The organism is Sutcliffiella horikoshii, from assembly GCF_044809035.1.
GTDB classification, from domain to species: Bacteria; Bacillota; Bacilli; order Bacillales; family Bacillaceae_I; genus Sutcliffiella_A; species Sutcliffiella_A horikoshii_G.
On sequence record NZ_CP085237.1, the window covers coordinates 3,108,875 to 3,128,363 of the forward strand.

The 19,489-nt window shown below is 41.6% G+C and carries 15 protein-coding genes and 1 other annotated feature; of the genes, 8 read left to right on the forward strand and 7 right to left on the reverse strand.

Features of this window, described 5'->3' with window-relative positions:
- Positions 1-2 precede the first annotated feature (2 nt).
- Together LG307_RS16310 and LG307_RS16315 are read right to left on the reverse strand one after the other, a co-directional pair.
- Positions 3-1,670, reverse strand: a complete 1,668-nt coding sequence (locus tag LG307_RS16310; protein ID WP_404444125.1) for a GspE/PulE family protein — start codon at positions 1,668-1,670, stop codon at positions 3-5.
- 22 nt (positions 1,671-1,692) lie between these two features.
- Complete coding sequence (locus tag LG307_RS16315; protein WP_404444128.1) at positions 1,693-3,192, reverse strand: hypothetical protein; 1,500 nt, start codon at positions 3,190-3,192, stop codon at positions 1,693-1,695.
- A gap of 142 nt (positions 3,193-3,334) precedes the next feature.
- Here LG307_RS16315 and LG307_RS16320 point away from each other — a divergent pair, with 142 nt between their 5' ends.
- From LG307_RS16320 to LG307_RS16330, 3 genes are all read left to right on the forward strand, one after another.
- On the forward strand, positions 3,335-3,505 hold the full coding sequence (locus LG307_RS16320) for a hypothetical protein (protein ID WP_404444130.1): 171 nt from the start codon (positions 3,335-3,337) through the stop codon (positions 3,503-3,505).
- 214 nt (positions 3,506-3,719) lie between these two features.
- Positions 3,720-4,223, forward strand: coding sequence for a sigma-70 family RNA polymerase sigma factor (locus LG307_RS16325; RefSeq protein ID WP_404444133.1), 504 nt, complete (start codon positions 3,720-3,722; stop codon positions 4,221-4,223).
- Positions 4,220-5,359: an anti sigma factor C-terminal domain-containing protein gene (locus LG307_RS16330; protein ID WP_404444135.1), complete on the forward strand. Its 1,140-nt coding sequence runs from the start codon at positions 4,220-4,222 to the stop codon at positions 5,357-5,359. Before LG307_RS16325 ends, LG307_RS16330 begins: the two co-directional genes overlap by 4 nt.
- A 39-nt stretch (positions 5,360-5,398) precedes the next feature.
- On the opposite strand, the gene LG307_RS16335 is transcribed toward LG307_RS16330, so the two are convergent.
- Positions 5,399-7,132, reverse strand: a complete 1,734-nt coding sequence (locus tag LG307_RS16335) for a sensor domain-containing diguanylate cyclase (protein ID WP_404450480.1) — start codon at positions 7,130-7,132, stop codon at positions 5,399-5,401.
- 125 nt (positions 7,133-7,257) lie between these two features.
- Positions 7,258-8,535, reverse strand: coding sequence for a bifunctional folylpolyglutamate synthase/dihydrofolate synthase (locus LG307_RS16340; protein WP_404444138.1), 1,278 nt, complete (start codon positions 8,533-8,535; stop codon positions 7,258-7,260).
- A 140-nt stretch (positions 8,536-8,675) separates the two neighbouring features.
- On the opposite strand from LG307_RS16340, the gene LG307_RS16345 reads away from it, so the two are divergent.
- The 3 genes from LG307_RS16345 to LG307_RS16355 are packed head-to-tail and all read left to right on the forward strand — an operon-like array spanning position 8,676 to position 11,786.
- Positions 8,676-9,587 (forward strand): RimK family alpha-L-glutamate ligase, encoded by a 912-nt coding sequence (locus LG307_RS16345; protein WP_404444141.1) that lies wholly within the window; start codon positions 8,676-8,678, stop codon positions 9,585-9,587.
- On the forward strand, positions 9,577-10,455 hold the full coding sequence (locus tag LG307_RS16350; RefSeq protein ID WP_404444144.1) for a RimK family alpha-L-glutamate ligase: 879 nt from the start codon (positions 9,577-9,579) through the stop codon (positions 10,453-10,455). The genes LG307_RS16345 and LG307_RS16350 overlap by 11 nt, the downstream gene beginning before the upstream one ends.
- Positions 10,452-11,786, forward strand: coding sequence for a bifunctional folylpolyglutamate synthase/dihydrofolate synthase (locus tag LG307_RS16355; protein ID WP_404444147.1), 1,335 nt, complete (start codon positions 10,452-10,454; stop codon positions 11,784-11,786). The genes LG307_RS16350 and LG307_RS16355 overlap by 4 nt, the downstream gene beginning before the upstream one ends.
- Positions 11,787-12,082: 296 nt before the next feature.
- Here the strand turns inward: LG307_RS16355 and LG307_RS16360 are convergent, their stop codons facing one another.
- A complete protein-coding gene (locus tag LG307_RS16360) occupies positions 12,083-14,731 on the reverse strand; it encodes a valine--tRNA ligase (protein ID WP_404444150.1) in 2,649 nt (882 codons plus the stop codon).
- 50 nt (positions 14,732-14,781) lie between these two features.
- Positions 14,782-15,027 (reverse strand) — a binding site (T-box leader).
- 182 nt (positions 15,028-15,209) lie between these two features.
- Here LG307_RS16360 and LG307_RS16365 point away from each other — a divergent pair.
- Both LG307_RS16365 and LG307_RS16370 read left to right on the forward strand, forming a co-directional pair.
- Positions 15,210-15,398, forward strand: a complete 189-nt coding sequence (locus LG307_RS16365; protein ID WP_010195840.1) for a hypothetical protein — start codon at positions 15,210-15,212, stop codon at positions 15,396-15,398.
- Between the two features lie 148 nt (positions 15,399-15,546).
- The gene (locus tag LG307_RS16370; RefSeq protein WP_404444153.1) at positions 15,547-16,851 is read left to right on the forward strand and encodes a protoglobin domain-containing protein; all 1,305 of its coding nucleotides are present in this window, start codon (positions 15,547-15,549) and stop codon (positions 16,849-16,851) included.
- A 243-nt stretch (positions 16,852-17,094) separates the two neighbouring features.
- Here LG307_RS16370 and LG307_RS16375 read toward each other — a convergent pair whose 3' ends face one another.
- On the reverse strand, positions 17,095-18,231 hold the full coding sequence (locus LG307_RS16375) for a restriction endonuclease (RefSeq protein ID WP_404444156.1): 1,137 nt from the start codon (positions 18,229-18,231) through the stop codon (positions 17,095-17,097).
- Between the two features lie 169 nt (positions 18,232-18,400).
- Positions 18,401-19,441 (reverse strand): spore coat protein YsxE, encoded by a 1,041-nt coding sequence (ysxE, locus tag LG307_RS16380; RefSeq protein WP_404444159.1) that lies wholly within the window; start codon positions 19,439-19,441, stop codon positions 18,401-18,403.
- Positions 19,442-19,489: the final 48 nt, after the last annotated feature.

Sequence of the window (19,489 nt, forward strand, 5' to 3'; positions counted from 1 at the left end):
ACCTACTCCGATAAAGCGACACGCAAGATTTCCTCGGTAGTCGTTAATCCCTTTTTCACTTTTTCTAAACCATCATCTATTAAAAATACGGTATCCTGTTCATAAGCAAGTTCACGAATGGTCTGAACGGATTCATTGTTCATGACAAGTTTTTTCATTTTATCATTGATGACTAATAGCTCATGGATGGCAAGACGGCCTTTATAGCCTGTCATATAACATGTTCCACAGCCTTTTCCTCTTGGTACCTTTTCGACGGTTAACCCGCGTTTTGCAAAGATCTCGATCTCTCTTGCCGTCGGTTCCTCCATTTTGGTGCAATCACGGCATACTTTTCTCACCAACCGTTGAGCAAGGACGCCATTGATGGATGATGCAACCAGAAACGGTTCTACCTTCATATCAATCAATCTCGTAATGGTACTGATAGAGTCATTGGTATGTAGGGTGCTAAGTACTAGATGACCAGTTAAGGAAGCGCGGATGGCCACTTCCGCTGTTTCTCTATCACGGATTTCCCCTACCATGATCACATTCGGATCTTGACGGAGAATGGCGCGAAGTCCCTTGGCAAACGTCATCCCGACATTTGTATTCACCTGGATTTGATTGATTCCTTCCAGCTGGTATTCAACAGGATCTTCGACAGTTATGATATTGACTTCTTCGCTGTTCAGATGGTTAAGCGCTGCATAGAGGGTGGAGGATTTCCCTGAACCAGTCGGACCAGTAATAAGAATGATTCCAGTAGGTCTGTGAATCAGATCCATAAATCGTTCATTGTTCTTTATATTGAACCCTAGCTGAGAAATGTCGTTTAATGCGCTGCTCATATCAAGTATACGCATTACGATTTTCTCCCCGAAAACCGTTGGTAAGGTGGATACCCGGACATCTACAGGATGAAAATCAATATTCGTTTTGATTCTGCCGTCCTGCGGTACACGGTGTTCGGTGATATCCATTTTTCCAAGGATCTTGATTCTTGCTATCAAAACGTTCTGTGTATGTTTCGGTAACGTTCTCTCTGTTCGAAGCACACCGTCAATACGGTAGCGCACAACGACTTTCGTTTCATGAGGGTCGATGTGAATATCACTTGCCCTTTGCTGAACTGCATTTTGCAGGAGCTGATTCACAATTCGTACAATTGGAGAATCATCCTCTGTGATGCTCTCTTCCTGCACCTTCATTTCCACATTTGGTTCAAAACCATCTAAAAGCTCGTCCATGGAATCGTTTGTTTCGTAATATTTATTGATGGAACGCAGAATATCATCTTTTGTCGCAATGACAGGCTCTACTTCAAAGCCTGTGGATAAACGAAGGTCATCCATGGCGAAAAAATCCATTGGATCTGCCATCGCAACAAATAGTTTATCCGCTTCTTTTTTTAACGGGATGATTAAATTTCTTTTTGCAAAGTCTTTGGAAACTAGATGTATGAGCTTTTCATCCAGCGGATAACGATACAAGCTGACATGAGGGATTCCCAATTGAAATTCTAGTACCTCTATAAGCTGCTGTTCGGTGATATATCCTTTTTGAAGGAGCACATCTCCTATTTTTTGTTCACGTGTTTTTTCTTTTAATGCACTTTGCAATTGACTTTCTGTGATGATCCCGGCATCAACTAGCAGGTCACCAAGTCTTTTTCTGATTTGTACCATTGGATTCATCCTTTTGCGTCACTTATTTGCCCGTATAATCACTGCCAGATCCCGGGTTGTTGTTATCATCATCGCCTGCATTTCCATTCCCTGAGCCTGTGTTGTTGTTTGTCCCACCAGTGTTTGTATTGTTGTTTGATCCACCAGTGTTCGTGTTTTGATTTCCGTTAGTGTTATTTGTATTGGTGTTGGAACCAGATGTGTTTGTGTTTGTATTCGTATTAGGATTGTAATTTGTATTATTGTTGGAGTTGCCGAAATTCGTGTTTGTTCCTGTGTTAATGTTAGAGCCGATATTGGTATTCGTATTCGTATTCGTATTTGTTCCGGTATTATTTCCGATTGTATTTGGATTGTTTGGATCTGTAGCAACGACAGGCGTTGTTAATCCGTGCAGCTCCACGCGCTGTATTGGAGCATAGAAATCTTCACTGTAGACGATAGTTTCCATAATTTTTCCTTCAGCGTCTGTTGCAGTGCGCACCAGTTGTACATAGGAGCCATTTTGACCTGGCTCTTTTACACGCGTCCCGGATCCTGGAATCGTCGCAGAATACTGGACAACCGTTTTCGGTGAAAGGGTCTGCATTTCCACTTGCTCCACTTCATAGGTGTATGGTAGCGGACCACCTTTTAACTCGCCTGTGAGGGAAGTTCCACTTACTGACAAAGTGATGGTGTATTCACTCGAATTTGTGTTGGTAAAAGCGAAATCCATCTTATCTTTTTGGTAACGTGCTTCAAATCCATCAGAAGCCCATGTAGGAAGCTCTTTGGAGATATGGCGTTCTACCACACCGAAGTTGGTAGGTGCAATTAATTCATATAACATAGAGGCAAACATGCTCGCAGCCTCATCGGATAAAGTAAGCTCTTCCGTCTCAAGCCAAGTCTTCACCGAGAATACTTCACTTTCGCGAAGTTTGATTTCTTTGCCATTCAATGCTCCTTGAAGCTCGTTTACGCCAGTTTGGCCAGCAATATTCAATGTAATTTGAAGAGCAGTCTGATCCATCACTTCATCATCTACAAGGTAATCAGAAAATGAGAAAGTATGGTCCCCTTCTTTGAGGTGAGAGGCTACTTCTTCCAAGTCCTTTTTCAATTTTTCCGTATCCATGGCAGAAAAAATGTCAGATGTTTGGGAGAGAACTTCGATTTGCTCCAATAAGATCCCATTAGGTAGCTCTACCTTCAATGGATTCTGGGAACCGTCCTCTGCGTACTCCACTGTTTCGGGTATGTAAAAAGTAAAAACATCTTTCGGAAAAGGTTGTAGTTCCCCCGCCCATTCCAAATAAACCGTTCCATTGGATAACCAACTGTTTTTAGCTGCCTCCACTTTATCCAATGCATCTGTTTTAGACGTGTTGCTTACTTCTGCATTTGCGATAAGGGTGGATGCAGAAAACGAATTGGTATGTGGCAGCCACTGATTGGTGACCATGGTTCCGACTTGGATAAAACCAAAAATAAATAATGTACAAACAAGCAAAGCTGCCAATAGTTTTAAACTTTGCATTCCTTTCCCTCCACTCTAAAAACCTTTGGATGAGTCATTTGTTATGCTATTTTTTTGTTCCATTGTGTGTTGTTGTTCAGTTGAAGATTTGAATAATGGCAATCTTTGAAGAAGAATAGCGGTAAGCAGCAGGAGAAGTATCATGGATAGTATGCTATGCCATAAAGTGAGAAGTTCAAATATGTATATTCCTAACACGCTAACCCCAAAAGCAATTGTGGGAATAACCCATTTTCCTGTTTTAGAAAATTTCATTGGAAATAAAAAGAATAGTGCCAACAGTAGTAGTAGTGCCAGACCGGCAAATAAATAGTCCCCCAACTCGTCACCGCTTTCTGTGTATTTTACGTTTTTTGTTGAACGAAGTAGACTATTGTAATTGTATAATAAAGCCAGGTAATTTGAAATAGTAGATTACAAGATAAAACATTTTATTGAAGAAATTGTTTATTAAACCAATAATTTTTTTTACATATCTTTGAAACATTTCTTGATTTCGGACGTTGTTGTGGTGAGAGGGGGGCCAGATGAAACAATCTATTGATGATATTTATGAAGAGCATATGCAGGATATTTTCAGGTACCTCCTTTCCTTATGCAGGGAGCATCATCTAGCGGAAGATCTTGTACAGGAAACATTTTTGCGTGCGTATTTATATTTGGAGAATTATCGGGGTGAGGATGTGAAGCCTTGGTTGTTCCGGATTGCTCATAATGCGTTTATCGACCACTACCGGAAACACAAGCGGACCATTGTGAAGGAACAAGGTTTTTTCCATCGGCTATTTGGCAAAGGGAAAGGCACCGAACAGGAAGTGCTCTTGAAATCAGAGGTTGCCGAGGTTATGGAAGCAATCAACACGTTGAACGAGCAGCAAGCTCAAGCCATCCTCCTTTATGATTACCATAGCTTTAGCTATAAGGAAGCGGCAGATGCCATGGGCGTCACTGATACGTATTTTAAAGTTCTGCTCTACCGCGCTCGTCAAAAAGTTAGAAGCATTCAAGGAAAGGAGAACGAAAAAGAATGAACGATGATTTTAAGGAAAGATTAGAACGTTATGATAAAGGCGAAATGAGCCCCGAAGAAAAGGAAGAATTTGAAAAAGAAATGAGCGCTCGGGAAGAACAATGGATGAAGCCCTTAATGGATAAAAAGAAGCAACGGAAGATATTGCGAGCAAGTAAGTGGAAGGCGCGGATTGGGACGGCTTTGACCGCTATACCAATTCTCCTGTTGGTTATGATGGCCTCCTCTGTCTTAACAAACCTCTATTATCATGGATTTTCGACTGGTTTATCGGAAGAATATACACGTTCTCAGAAATTGGCTGATGTTATCAGCTTTTCTCAATTGGTAACAGATCCTTTTGCTGAAAAGTATAGTGCAGATACAGAAGTTGGAACATTTTTTAAAATGGGGGTAACGAAGGAGTTAAGAAAGCAGGTCGGAAAAGAATTCTATACTGTCGGAGAAATGAATGTAGATTTCCTATTTTCTAAAATGGGGGCAGTGGAGAAAAAGTATTACGGAAAAGATGAAAATACCCCTGCAGAATTTCAGCATCCTTCCCTCCTTTCAGAATATAAATATGACTCCTCATCGGAGTGGGAAAGACTTGAAATGCTACCTGAAGGAACAGTTGCTACCACCTTTATCACTTTTACAGAATTAATGTCCACGGAAAAAGTATTTGAACAATTTGAAGGGAAAGATCTTGAGGTAATCTGGTTTCCAGTGGATATTCCTGATGAAAGGGATAACTATCATCCGATATCCAACATAGGTTTTCCAAACTATCCTATCTTTCACACAGATGATTGGTCCCTTACTTCGAGAACGGAGGAACGTTCTCTTTTCGGTTCTATCTCTACGGAAAGCAGGTCTGCACCTGTTTATGAAGAAGGCGATACAGAGATGTTGCATGAACAGTTTTTAAAGACCCTTCACTTTCTAAAAGATTATCAAAAAGAATTTAATCAGATTCAATACATGCATAATGATATAAAGTTGAATGAACTTGTCCGCTATCTCGAGAAAAATGATATTGCCCATCATGGGGTTGTTATAACCGGACCAACTAAAGAGATTCTCTCCTTGAAAGACGAAAAATGGATCGGAGCCATTCAAGTGGATGAAGTAGCCTTATGGAACTGGAGTAACTAATAAAAAACTCTCGCCAGCAAATTGGCGAGAGTTCTTTCGTTATGATGTTTTCCGATATTCCGCAACTTTATTTCGACCAGCCTTCTTCGCCCCCACATACATTGCTCTGTCTGCGTGGCGGATCAGATCAAGTGTGTCCTCTGCATCATCTGGCGCTGTGGCAAACCCGATACTTGCCGTTACTTTCACCATTTGAGCTCCCTGGGTTTCACGAATATGTTGTTTGAGTGCAAATGATCGTGTGGCAAGATGCACCCTGATGCGTTCGGCGAGTTCAAAGCATTGTCCGCGTTCCATATCAGGAAGTAGAATGACGAATTCTTCTCCGCCATAGCGGGCAACCGTTCCTTTGCTGCCCACAAGGATCGTAAGTCTTTCCGCGACCTGCATAAGTATCTCATTCCCACTTTGATGCCCGTAAACATCGTTCACTTTCTTAAAGTGATCCAAATCCAACATTATTAGGGAGAGGCATTTCGAATGACCCTTGTTTAGCTTCTCGTATTCTTTATCTAATACACTTTCAAAAAAGCGGTAGTTGTATAACTTGGTTAATGCGCAGCGTTCACTTTTTTGCTTGGTTTCCTGATAGTGTCGGGCCTTTTCCATTGCCACCCCGAAGTAAGAGCAAAGAATATCGACAATCATTAATTGAGATTTATCATAAGTCCGCTTGGATGTGCTCGCTAACAAAACCAATCCTTCAATTTTGTGATTTCGAATGACCGGAACACACATTAGACTCTCAATATTCTTAGGAAGATGTGTTTTTGACATATGCTTCCACTCTTTTTTCGTGAAATAGCACACGCTTTTTCCACGTTTCAGCATATAAGCAAGGAGCTCTTCATCATCTGTCAGTAGAACTGAATTAGTCTCCACACTGTTTTCTTTGTCCATGACACGAAGTACTTTCATGATTTTTTCACCGTTCACATCAATGATGGCGGCATAATCCACCTTGAAAAGCGTGGAAATTTTATCTAAGAAAACATCCAGAACACCTTGTGTATCAAGCCTTTCTGTCAACTGATGTCCGACATCCGCTGCTTGCTGAAGGTAAACATTTACTTTCTGACTGGAATGATAGAGTTGAAGAATCAGAGTCAAAATGACAAAAGGCAAACCTACATAAAGTAGTGCCACCGGACCAACCTGCTCATAGAGAGTGTAGAGAATCAACCCGACAGGCAGAACCATGATGCTTGTTACAGCGTCCCACTTTGTATCAGGCGTAATGAACTTACTTTTACGTTCATAGATTTGCACTTGGATAAAATAAAGGGCTACTGTATTTAACGTGAAATAAACGAATTCATGAGCAAGAATCGGACCAATGACGGCAATATTCAATAATCTCGTATCTCCCGGAGTCCCACCGAGCAGGTAAAATACAAACCCAGCAATTAAAGAAATACTTGAAAACATAAGCATATTGATAGGGATGCGAAGCCTGTTCTCACTGTTAAAGCGCATATAAGCCATTAATGCCATAACGGAGACCAGGGTCACGATCATTTCAATGAATAAACCGAAGGATAAGAGGGCTGCCAAGGAAACACCCTGTGCCAGAAACAACGGTACCTCTCCGACGACGATTGGAATTAGGGCAAGTATGATAGCCAACCCCAGAAATCCAATAATGTGCCCCATCGGCAAATCTTCAAACACAACAGGAGAAAGCTGATACCCTAACCACAAAAAGATAGGAACCATGACAATAAAGCTTGTCCAGATCACCACTTCTTTTTGGCGACTTACTGCTTGAACCACCAAACTAACCCCTCCCTTCTTTATCCTTTTTTCGACACACTTTCACAATAATTAAATATTATCAAATTTTCTAACATTTGTCACAACAAAAATAGGATAATTCTCCCTAATTTATTTTACCTACCCTATGTGAGTATAGTCCTAATTTCAGAAATGAAATAGAGAGACCCCGTAATCAATAAGATAGAATGTTCATCAAGGCTTGATACAGCCATCTGTAACGCTGTTTTGCAATCCTCTTCAAACGTCTTTTTCCGGTGATTGCACTTGGTAAAAATTTCTTCTGCACTTGCCGCTCTCGGAAAATTAAATGAGGTAAAAATTATTTCATCTGCGATATTTTCCAACTGGCTTACCATAAATTCAATTGGTTTATCTTTTAAAGCGCTGAATAAGACGACTACTTTTCGATCGGCATATCTTTTTTTCACTGTATTTACTAATGCGTCCATGGCCTCTTTGTTATGCGCACCATCAAGGATAATAGCAGGTTCCTTTTGGATTATTTCAAATCTCCCGGGATGCTCGGCTTTTAACAGCCCCGTTTTTAGAACCCGCTCATCATACTCCATGTTCCACTTATCTATCAATTGTAAATACGCCATGATGGCCAATGAGGCATTGGCAGCCTGATGCTCACCTTGCATCGATAGTTTTAAATTATTTATGGTTCTTATTGCCGATAGAAAGGAAATTTGCTCACCCCCCCATGCCTCTTCTCCTATGACATAGGAAAAATCTTCTTCCATAAAATATAAGGGACTTTGATGGGACAAAGCTTCCTTCTGAATGATGTTTTTCGCTGCAGGCTTTTGTTCACCGGAAATAATCGGCACGCCACTTTTGATGATACCTGCTTTATGAAGGGCAATTTCCTCAACGGACGTTCCAAGAAATCCAATATGATCATGTCCAACGTTGGTAATGATGGAGAGCACCGGATTCATCACATTCGTTGAGTCCTCTCTTCCGCCTAATCCCACCTCTATCAATGCAATATCCGCCTTTTTCACTTTTGCAAAATAATAAAAAGCCATCGCCGTCTGCAGTTCAAATTCGGTTAACCCCGCTTCTTCCAGCCCATGCTTATTAAACACTTCAATCATTGCCATCATTTCTTCATCGGTTATATCCGTTCCATTGACCGATATTTGGTCATTGATAAAGCGATACGAAGGCGAATGAAACACCCCGACCTTTAATCCCATCTCTCTTAAAATGCTCTCTAAAAAGCGCAATGTAGAGCCCTTCCCGTTAGTCCCGCCGATATGTACGACCTGTATTTGATCCTGAGGATTCCCGACCTTCTCTAAAAACCGGACTATCCTGTCCAAACCGAGGTTAATTTCATTTTTTATAGTAAAATGTACTTGCTTCTGCAAATCCTTAAATGACAAAAACATATTAATCTCCTTTTTGGTTAGGGGATACTCTAATTTTCCCCATTAGGTTAAAATTAATGATATAGATTCCATACAAGCAAAACACTCTCAACACAAACTATATTATAGACTAGATAATATATAAATTTGGAGGATCACTCATGAAAAATTTAGTATGCTGGATCATTTATAACGGAAACCTCCCTGAACAAAAATTTATTGAATTGGCAGAATGGTTCGATACGGAAGCAAAAAAACATGCCGTCTCTACTAAGTTAATAAAAAACAATGAACTATTTCCGACTGTAACAAATGGCCAGGCAACATTGGAACTACTTCATAACCATCAGGAGTTGCCAGACTTTGTTTTCTTCCTTGATAAAGATGTGTTACTTGCCCGCCACCTAGAAAAGATGGGCATCCCAGTCTATAACAGTGCTTCTTGCATTGAAATCTGTGATAATAAATCGCTCACGTTCCAAGCTCTTGCAGGCCACGGAATCCCAATGCCGAAAACACTATTTGCACCAATGGTATTCCATTCCCATGAGAATCTAGAACCCTTTTACCATGCGGCAGATACCCTAGGTTTTCCAATTGTCGTAAAAGAAGCTTACGGCTCTTTTGGTATGCAGGTTTACTTGATTGCTAGCATGGAAGAACTACTCGTGAAAGTGAAGGAAATAGGGAACCGACCTTTTCTTATGCAAGAATTCATCACCTCTAGTAAAGGCAAAGATATCCGGTTAAATGTGGTGGGAGATGAAGTTGTTGCTTCCATGATGCGTGTTTCAGAGACAGACTTCCGGGCAAACGTGAGTAACGGCGGAAAAATGTTCAACTATACACCGAGCACCTATGAAAAAGAAGTCGCTATTAAAAGTGCAAAGCTCGTTGGTGCTGATTTTGCCGGGGTGGATCTCCTGTTCGCAGAAGACGGATCGCCGCTAGTTTGCGAAATCAACTCCAATGCCCACATCAAAAATATCTATGATTGCACGGGAATCAATGTTGCGACCTACATCGTCCCTCATATTTTACAGAAGTGGAAAGAGCAAAAAAATGAAAACTAAAGGCTGGCTTGTTTACGAAGAAGAACACGCTAAAAAGAACCTGGGATTCATTCAATGGTTTCTAGATGAGGCAGAAGGGCTTGGGATAGAATTAGACTTTATCCTACAGTCCCGCATATCTTTTGGCGTACAAAATAAGGAATTAATAATACATCTGGACCAGCAATCCATTCACGTACCAGACTTTGTCATCATGCGAAACATGGATCCACTTTTCAATGAACAGCTTGAACGGATGCGCATTACATGTTTCAACTCCCACCATGTTTCTGTTATTTGTAATGATAAGGCAAGGACCCATCAATACTTGGCAGGTAAAGGGATACCGATGTTGGATACGTATTTCAGCACTTCTGACGAGCTCCTTGCAGGAAACCTTCCCCTATCATTCCCGTTTATCATCAAGTCGCGGACAGGCAGAGGCGGCGGGGAGGTATTTTTGGTGGAAGATCTCGTACAATTGAAAGCAGTCGTTGCCCAACTCTCCTCTCGTTCCATCATTCTTCAACCAGTAGCCGGTTCACCTGGAAAAGACTTGCGTGTTTATGTGTTGGGGAAGGAAATTGTCGGTTCCGTGCTTCGCTCCAATCAAACAAGCTTTAAAGCAAACTATACTCTCGGTGGACAGGCAAAGGCATATACACTTAGTGACATGGAACGTTCTATTGTAAACAAGATTATTCAGCAGTTTGATTTCGGCCTCGTTGGCATTGATTTTTTATTTGATAAAGAAGATCGTCTGCTTTTCAATGAAATTGAAGATGTTGTCGGTTGCCGCACACTATGCCTAACAAGCGACATCAATATCGTGAAAAAGTACTTAGAATTTATTTTACAAAAGCTTTCATTTGGAGGGGAATTCACATGACATTTCAGACAATGAAGGAAGCTGTGCCTTATATCTACTCCTCTCTGCTAAAAGCAAAACCTTTTCAAGATGAGGAAAACGACGCGCTAACGCGGGCGCCTTACTTAACGAAGGAACTATTGAGTAAACTCAACCTCATCCCTTCCTGCGATAAAGTCATCCTTGTGACCGGAAGTAAGGGAAAAGGCTCCACTTCCCGGATGATTGCCGCAATCCTCCGGATAATGGGGTTAAAGGTTGGACTATTCACCTCTCCCCACCTGATTGATTACAATGAGCGTATACGGGTCAACGGGAAAGCAATCTCGGATGAAGCGTTTCTCACCTATTTAAATAGGCATGTACCTGTCATGGAAAAGATCACAGCTTCCATTGAAAATCCCAAGCATTATCTGGGACCGACTGGAATCCTGCTGTCTGTTGCGCTGGCTCATTTCCAAACAGAAGCAACCGACATCAATGTCATTGAAATAGGACGCGGCGGCACATATGATGACACAAATGTTCTGGAAAATAAATGGGCTGTTGTGTCGAAGGTTATGGCTGAACATCTTGGGTATCTTGGGCATTCATTGGAAGATATCGTGCGGCATAAAGTGGGGATTATTAAAGAGTGTACAGACTATGCGGTTATCGGAAAGCAATCAGTGGTAGCGTTGGAACTGATGAAGGATTTGGTTGGTGATGGACCAGCTTACTATGGTTTCGATTACGCCCCTGCTCTTACCTCGACCAGTTTAGTGGGAAGTAAATTTACATTAAACACGTTGTTCGCGAGATACGAAGACCTCACTCTCCCCTTATTGGGATCCTTTCAAGTGGAAAACGCAGCACTTGCCATCCAAGCATGTGAAACGGTGTTGGGAGGAGCCCTGCCTAAGGACCTATTGAAAGAAGCACTACAAGACCTTAAGTGGCCAGGTAGGTTAGAGGTGGTTGCCGAGAATCCGACTGTCGTGTTGGACGGTTCCATAAACCGTGTCTCTGCTGCATATTTAAAAGAAATTCTGCCACTTGTAGATTCCAGCAAGGTTGCTACTATCATTGCGGTTCCTTCGAATAAAGATTATGAAGGTGTCATTAAGGTTTGCAGTGAGTTTTCGGACATATTGGTTGTGACGAGGCCTGATAACTCTCACAAAGCTTTTCCAGATGATGCACTTGCAGTTGCCCGGAGATACGACGAGGGAGCTGTGGAAGTGGGCTTGCTGTCAGAGGCTGTTGTTTTGGTGCAAACATTGGAGCCTACTCTTATCTTTGTAGTCGGAACGCAGTCGATGATTGGAAGTGCCAAAGAGATTTGGAAGGATTCATTGTTGGATATTGGTTAAATTGACGCTTCGGTTACCTCTCTTGGGGTCGCCGAAGCGTTTTTGATTGAGATTATATGTTTGAGATTGGAGGTTCTACCTTTCCCCGATGACCTTCTACATTTCCCGGAGCAGCTTCTACCGTTTTGGCAAAACCTTCTACACTTAAAGAGAGACCTCCTACCATTTCCAAGCCACCTTGGACCTTTCAACACATTTCGACACACCCACCGACATATCCAAAAAATAAAAAAATCCCAGACAGACATCCCCTCTAAAAAGGACATCTACCTAGGATCTTATTTTACAAAAAGCTATTATCCCTTCAACTCATCAATACGAGCTTGAACGGCATCACGCTTTTCTACATAGTCTTGCTCTTTTGCTTTTTCTTCTTCAATGACATTTGCTGGGGCTTTCGCGATGAAACCTTGGTTAGAAAGCTTCTTCTGCACGCGCTCTACTTCTTTATCAAGTTTTGCAAGTTCCTTGTTCAGACGGGCGATTTCTTCGTCAATATTAATCAATCCTAAAAGAGGAAGGATCAATTCCGCGCCAGTCACGACTGCTGTCATTGCCTTTTCGCCACCGTCTAACGCAACATCTGTTCCAATCAACAACTCACTTGGATTACAGAAACGCTCTAGGTAAGAACGGTTGCTTTCAAGCTTCCCGGCAATTTCAGAAGTTTTCGCTTTAACAAGCAATTTAACCTGCTTGCTCATTGGTGTGTTCACTTCGGCACGAACGTTACGTACGCTGCGGATGATGTCCACAAGTAAACGCATATCTGCCGCCGCTTCCTTGTCTGTCAACTCATCGCGAACTTCCGGCCATTTTGCAACCGTAATGGACTCGCCTTCGTGAGGAAGCTGCTGCCAGATTTCCTCTGTGATGAATGGCATGAACGGATGCAACAAGCGCATTGTGTTATCCAATACGTAAGCCAAAATAGAGCGTGTTGTCTTTTTCGCCGCTTCATCTTCGCTGTACAATGGAATTTTCGCCATTTCGATATACCAGTCACAGAAATCATCCCAGATGAAGTTGTAAAGGGCACGGCCCACTTCACCGAACTCATATTTCTCTGCAAGCTTTGTTACGGTCTCGATTGTTTCGTTTAAACGAGTAAGGATCCACTTGTCTGCTACGGACTTCTCGCCGCTCAAGTCGATATCCTCAAACTTCATGTCGCCCATGTTCATCAAGGCAAAACGGGATGCGTTCCAAATCTTGTTCGCAAAATTCCAAGTAGACTCTACTTTTTCATAGCTGAAGCGCAGGTCCTGACCTGGAGAGCTTCCAGTAGATAGGAAGTAACGCAGGGAATCCGCTCCGTACTTTTCAATAACATCCATTGGATCCACACCGTTTCCAAGGGACTTACTCATCTTGCGGCCTTCCTCATCACGTACAAGTCCATGAATCAGAACATCTTTAAATGGTCGCTCACCTGTGAATTCAAGTCCTTGGAAAATCATGCGGGAAACCCAGAAAAAGATGATATCATAACCCGTTACTAAGGTACTTGTTGGGTAGAAACGTTGATAGTCCAGTGATTCTGTTTCAGGCCAGCCCATTGTGGAGAATGGCCATAACGCGGAACTGAACCATGTATCAAGAACGTCCGTATCTTGCTCCCAATTTTCGATATCTTCCGGTGGATTATGGTCCACATGGATTTCGCCTGTTTCTTTGTTATACCAAGCCGGAATTCGATGGCCCCACCATAATTGACGGGAAATACACCAGTCACGGATATTTTCCATCCAGCGCATGTATGTGTTCTCAAAGCGGTTCGGTACAAAGTTAACCTTGTCTTCTTGAGACTGAAGGTCAATCGCTTTGTCAGCAAGCGGCTGCATTTTAACAAACCATTGTGTAGAAAGGTATGGCTCAACAACTGCTCCGCTACGCTCACTGTGACCAACGGAATGCATGTGCTCTTCAATTTTGAAAAGAACACCACTTTCCTGCAAGTCTTTTACAAGCTGCTTGCGGCATTCGAAACGATCCATGCCATTGTATTTACCGGCTTTCTCGTTCATACTGCCATCTTCGTGCATTACTAGGATACGCTCCAGGTTATGGCGGTTCCCGATTTCAAAGTCATTCGGGTCGTGAGCAGGAGTGATTTTAACTGCACCGGAACCGAATTCCATGTCTACGTAGTCATCGGCAACGATCGGAATCTCACGTCCTGTGATAGGTAATGTTACCATTTTTCCAATCAAGTGCTTGTAGCGCTCATCTTCAGGATGAACCGCAACCGCAGAATCTCCAAGCATCGTTTCCGGACGAGTAGTCGCGATTTCAATGGAACCGGAACCATCTGTCAGAGGGTATCTCATGTGATAGAAAGCACCTTGAACATCTTGGTGAATTACCTCGATATCAGAAAGAGCCGTTTTAGTAGCAGGATCCCAGTTGATGATGTACTCACCGCGGTAGATTAGCCCTTTCTTATAAAGCGATACGAACACTTCGTTAACCGCTTTGGAAAGCCCTTCATCCAATGTAAAGCGCTCGCGGCTGTAATCAAGGCCAAGTCCTAGCTTGGACCATTGTTGGCGGATATGTTGCGCGTATTCATCTTTCCATTTCCACGCTTCTTCCATGAACTTTTCACGGCCAAGGTCATAGCGGTTGATTCCCTGGTTGCGAAGCTTTTCGTCTACTTTCGCTTGTGTCGCGATTCCCGCGTGGTCCATTCCAGGTAACCAAAGTACATCAAAGCCCTGCATGCGTTTCATGCGTGTGATGATGTCTTGCAGGGTCGTGTCCCATGCGTGCCCCAAGTGCAAGCGGCCTGTTACGTTTGGCGGCGGGATAACGATGGTGTATGGTGTTTTTTCCTGGTCGTTAGTCGCTTCAAAAAAGCGACCGTCCAGCCAGTATTGATATCGGTTTTTTTCAATCGTTTGTGGATCGTATTTGGTCGGAAGGTTTACTTCATTCATTTCCATCCTTTTTCTCCTCCTATTTGTTACAAAATAAAAAACTCCCTTCATCCAAATAAAAGGACGAAAGGAGTTAAGTTTCGCGGTACCACCTTTTTTTACAGGGTGAAAAAGATATACTTTCCCCTGTACACTCAAATCTGTTAACGGCTCTCCACCGGTTTCAACTACTGGACGCATTGCGTTCGCTGAAACTACTCGAGGGCGACCTTCCAATCCGACTTTCCTGAGAAACCTTTCAGCTGATGGTTTCCCTCTCTAAAGGGGTCTGCAATTGTACTCTTCCCTGTCACTGTATTTGATCGTTATCTTATTACCTTACTATGTTACATAAAGGATATGCTAATAGTCAATAAGCTTCTCCAATTTTTTATTAAGTTATGCACAAAATCAAATAATTGTTCCAAAATGGGCACTATTTTCTGCACCCTATCATATGTTAGGTATATATACTTCGAGAAAAGTGTGCTTAAGGAGGTACCTTATGCGAAAATACAACCCTTATTCCTTGCCGCCGTGGTTAAGACAGGTTCGAGGTGTATGCGCGCAATTTATCATTCCTATTTGTGTATTTCAAGGAATACGGACCATCTTCCTTCCCACAACCTTTGACGTTCTGATTCTTGCCATCTGTATCGTGGTTGCCATTTGCTTTCATTTGGAATGGATCTAGGCAACCTGAATGACTGCCTCTTTTTTTGGGGGGGCAGTTTTATTTCGTTCTTCGACACATTTCCTATAGCATATTTCCTAAAAATCATCCATAATACTACATAAAGATAAGAATTTTCTACCAATTTCGACTTTAGAAGGAGACGTCCATGATTTCATTTATGCAAAAACCAAAAAAGGTTCCTTATACTGCTGACATGCAGTTTCCGGATAGACAGGCTGTCATCAGCCATGCAAAGGATGCGGATCTGGCAAGCCGCCTATTTTATATGGGATTTACCAAAGAGCACCTGCAGGCTTTACAAAACGCCAAGCCGGTGGTTTTCGAACTACTGGATGAAGTCCTCGAAAAAGTTCTGGAACATCTATATAATCAGCCTCCGATGAAGCGTGTTGCCACGAGCAATTCGAGCAAGGAGAGGTTAAGGGCAGTATTTGTGCAGTATTTCCAAAGCTTATTGAGCGGAAAACTCGATGAGGAATTTTTCAAAATGCGAAAGAGAATCGGACAAACCCATAATGGTGTCCATCTACCGGTTACCTGGTTTTTAGCAACCTATTCCGCTATGCAGACTCTTTTGCTTCCTAAAGTGGTCGAACTTTTTCAAGATTCCCCTAAGGATCTGGTAACAACCTTGACTGCATTGACTCATATCATTAATCTTGACTCCCAGCTCGTGGTGGAAGAATACATTCATGTGCGAATCGATCTGCTAGAGCAGGCAAATGAAGCCAATCGTACTCTGCAGGGGGAGCTAACAAAGATCAGTGAGGAAGTTGCTGGCACGGTGACAGAGACGGAAGAGACCATCCAGACGGTCACAATGAAAGCAGAAGAGGTCTTGAAGGATACAGACCTTACCCAAAAAAGCAGTCAGAACCTTTTGCATTTGACTAATGACAATGAAATGCAGATGGAAAAGATGGTAGGTAATTTTGAAAAGGTCATGAAGGAAGTCAGCCAATCACTAGAAGAGATGCATACGTTGAAATCTGTTTCTGAAGAGATCATTACCATGACTCAAGGTATTGATAACATTGCCGATCAGACGAACCTTCTTGCTTTGAACGCTTCAATCGAGGCCGCACGTGCCGGTGATGAAGGCCGCGGGTTCGCAGTAGTTGCCAGCGAGGTACGTAAGCTTGCAGAAAGTTCAAAGGATCTTAGCAGTAAAATCAAAGTGCTTATTGATAAGAGTGACCAGCAGATCACCAATGTAACGAGCATGATGTCCTCCATGCACAAAGTGACCGCACAATCTCAACAGAATATCGTACAAGTGAAGGGCGGCATTGTTACTGTGAAAATGGAGATGGACAACTATCTCAACCGCTTCCATAAAAATAAAGCCGATCTTGATATCATTGTAAATTCATTTAAGGAAATCAATCAATCGGCTGTAAGTTTGTCCGTGCTGACGGAGACGTTGTTGCAAAAGGCTGTGAATAAATGATTTAATAAACGCCAAGTTATTATTTGTTGTTACACTCATCTGTTGATTTTCGTTTCAGGCGCTTCGCTTTCCACGGGCGGTCCGGGAGCCTCCTCGCTTCGCTGTGGGGTCTCCCTTCTGCCTTCCTCCCGTAAGAGTCTGCGCGCCTTCCACTACAATCAACAGTATTACTACGTCTCCATTTTGGATTTCATATTTCTAATTAACGGTAAACACGACCAATTGATTATGTTTGAAAATCATTTATTGATCTTTAAAATAATCAAAATCAATACTTTTTATAACAAACGTTTCACTAATATCTACACCAACATTGTGATCAATCATTAGTTTTGCTAATTGTTTTCCGTCAATTAAAATTATCTTTTTTGCTTCTAAGCGTTCTGCATATTGCTTTGCATTATCTGTAAAGTAAGAAGTGGTGATGAACACTCCTTTCCTAGCACCCTTGCCGTCTAATGCCCCTGAAAAACTTTGTACAACGTCCCTGCCAACTGAATTAGTAGCTCCATATCTTTTTGCTTGGACATAAATATTATCAAGACCCAACTTATCTTCTTTAATAACCCCGTCCAATCCCTCATCATTTGTTCGTTGTGTAACTTTTCCATCACCGTATCCCATAACTGTTAACAACTCAATTACAATATCTTCAAACTTAATCCAATGTACGTTGCGGAGTTGTTTTAATAATGTTTCCGCTAATTCCTGTTTGAGTTCATCCAATTTTTCTTTCACTACAGTAAGGGGGTCAATAACCTTTTCAAGTTCTTCTATTTCTTCTTCAATTTCATTCATATTTTCAGTTAATAATTCAAGACCCTCAGAGGTAATTTGATAGGTAAGTTTATTTACTTCTTCAATATAGTTTTCCTTTTTTAAACTGTACCTAACACTTCGAACCCTAGATAAAAAGATGATATCAGATGTATTCTCATACTTCATTACTTGTTGTTCATCCGTTAATCGAAAGTGATCTACTAGTTTTTCTGTAATTTCACTTGCTGGGTAGGCTTTTCCGTCCTTAATCATATGTAAATAGGGAATCATCATATCCTTAATAGAAGGAATGGATTCTTTAATATTCTTATTTGAATTACCGGAATCAAACATATCAAACAAAATCTTTTCTTCTTTTTTGTTCTTTGGTATTCCTTCATTAGAGAAAAGAAGTTTTATCTCCGCCGTGTTTAACCCAGCTTCATTCAGCCTTTTTAAAAGCTTCATAATTCTTAATGATTCAGAATTGTACATAACTCTAGTACCAGTTAATTCTTCAGGAATATACTCCTTAAAATGTTTTACCCACCTTCGACCATTCGCTTCCGACCAGCCCACAATTTCTGACATTTTCTTTTTTGAGTATAATAGTTTATTCAAATTTTTACCCCCTACTCCAATCAACCTACTTTAAGAATATATTACCATGAATTTACTGTATTTTCTGTAAAGTTATCCCTTAAATTCTTTATACTTCAAAACTTTACAAAATTAAATTCAAAACCTAGATTCATACATACTAATTTATATGTAAAAAACCCATCCCAGCTTAACTGGTTTGGGCCTCTTTGTTTTTATTTTGCTCTTCAATCTGATTGATCCTGCCTGCTACATACTCAATATTTTTGGCTTGCCAGTAGCTTCCTTGAATTTTTTTCACCAATTCCCGTTCCGAATGCGTTCGCCTTTGGTTTGGGTTTGGAGGCTGTTGGAACTGTTCGACCGCCTGCATGAACGAAGCAGGGTGCGAAAGATAACTTAGTGTAAGATCTTTTTCATATTCTTGCAGACTGAATCCCTTTTGATACTCATAGAACCAGTCAATACAGTCATCGCAGAAAAGAGGATAGGTCCGTAAATACCGTTGATAAAAAGAGATAATATCGTTTGCTGGCGCCGCTTGCTTTGCTCTTTCCCAGCTTATAAAATAGCCCCTGCCCTCTGTATCTTTTACAAAATGGTGAAACGACACTCTTCCATGTGTCATGGCCACACGATGTTTCTTCGTTTCTTTTACAGCCTCCTGCCAGTTCTCCAGCTTTTGCAGCGAAAATTTCTGAGCAAGTGAAATTTCATGAGCGTATGTGCATACCTGAAGTTCAAATGGTGACATATATAATCTCTTTTCACATACATCCACAAACTTCTCCAGGCCCTCCTGCTCTTTCGTCCACTCCTCAGATATCCGATTATAGAAAGCTGTTATCTCTTCTTCCGGATACTCCTTTTCTTGTACCGTCATGCTATGGAGCTTGGCAAGCTCTTTGAACATTAAGCTGTCCTTGAAATCCAGTTCCCGTTCTTCATTGTCCTCAATCCAAGGCATCAGGTAATATGCATCCGAGTAACTCTCAATAAAGTAGTACCCTTGCCTTGTTTGATAGATAGGAACAACCGTCTTGATTCCACGTTGAAACAGGGAATGAATATTGCGAAACAAAGGATAGGCCTGCTCTTTCTTAATTTTTTTCAAGGCAAAAGCCCCTTTATTCGTTGCAACTCTCCAAACCCCGGCATGCGGTTCCACATATTCAGGGTTGATGCCATATTGATATACTATCTCTTCAACGCTTTGCTCATTTGTCTGCATCGCGAAAACTCACTTCCTCTGGTATTTTCGGGTAAAAAAGAAGTGAGA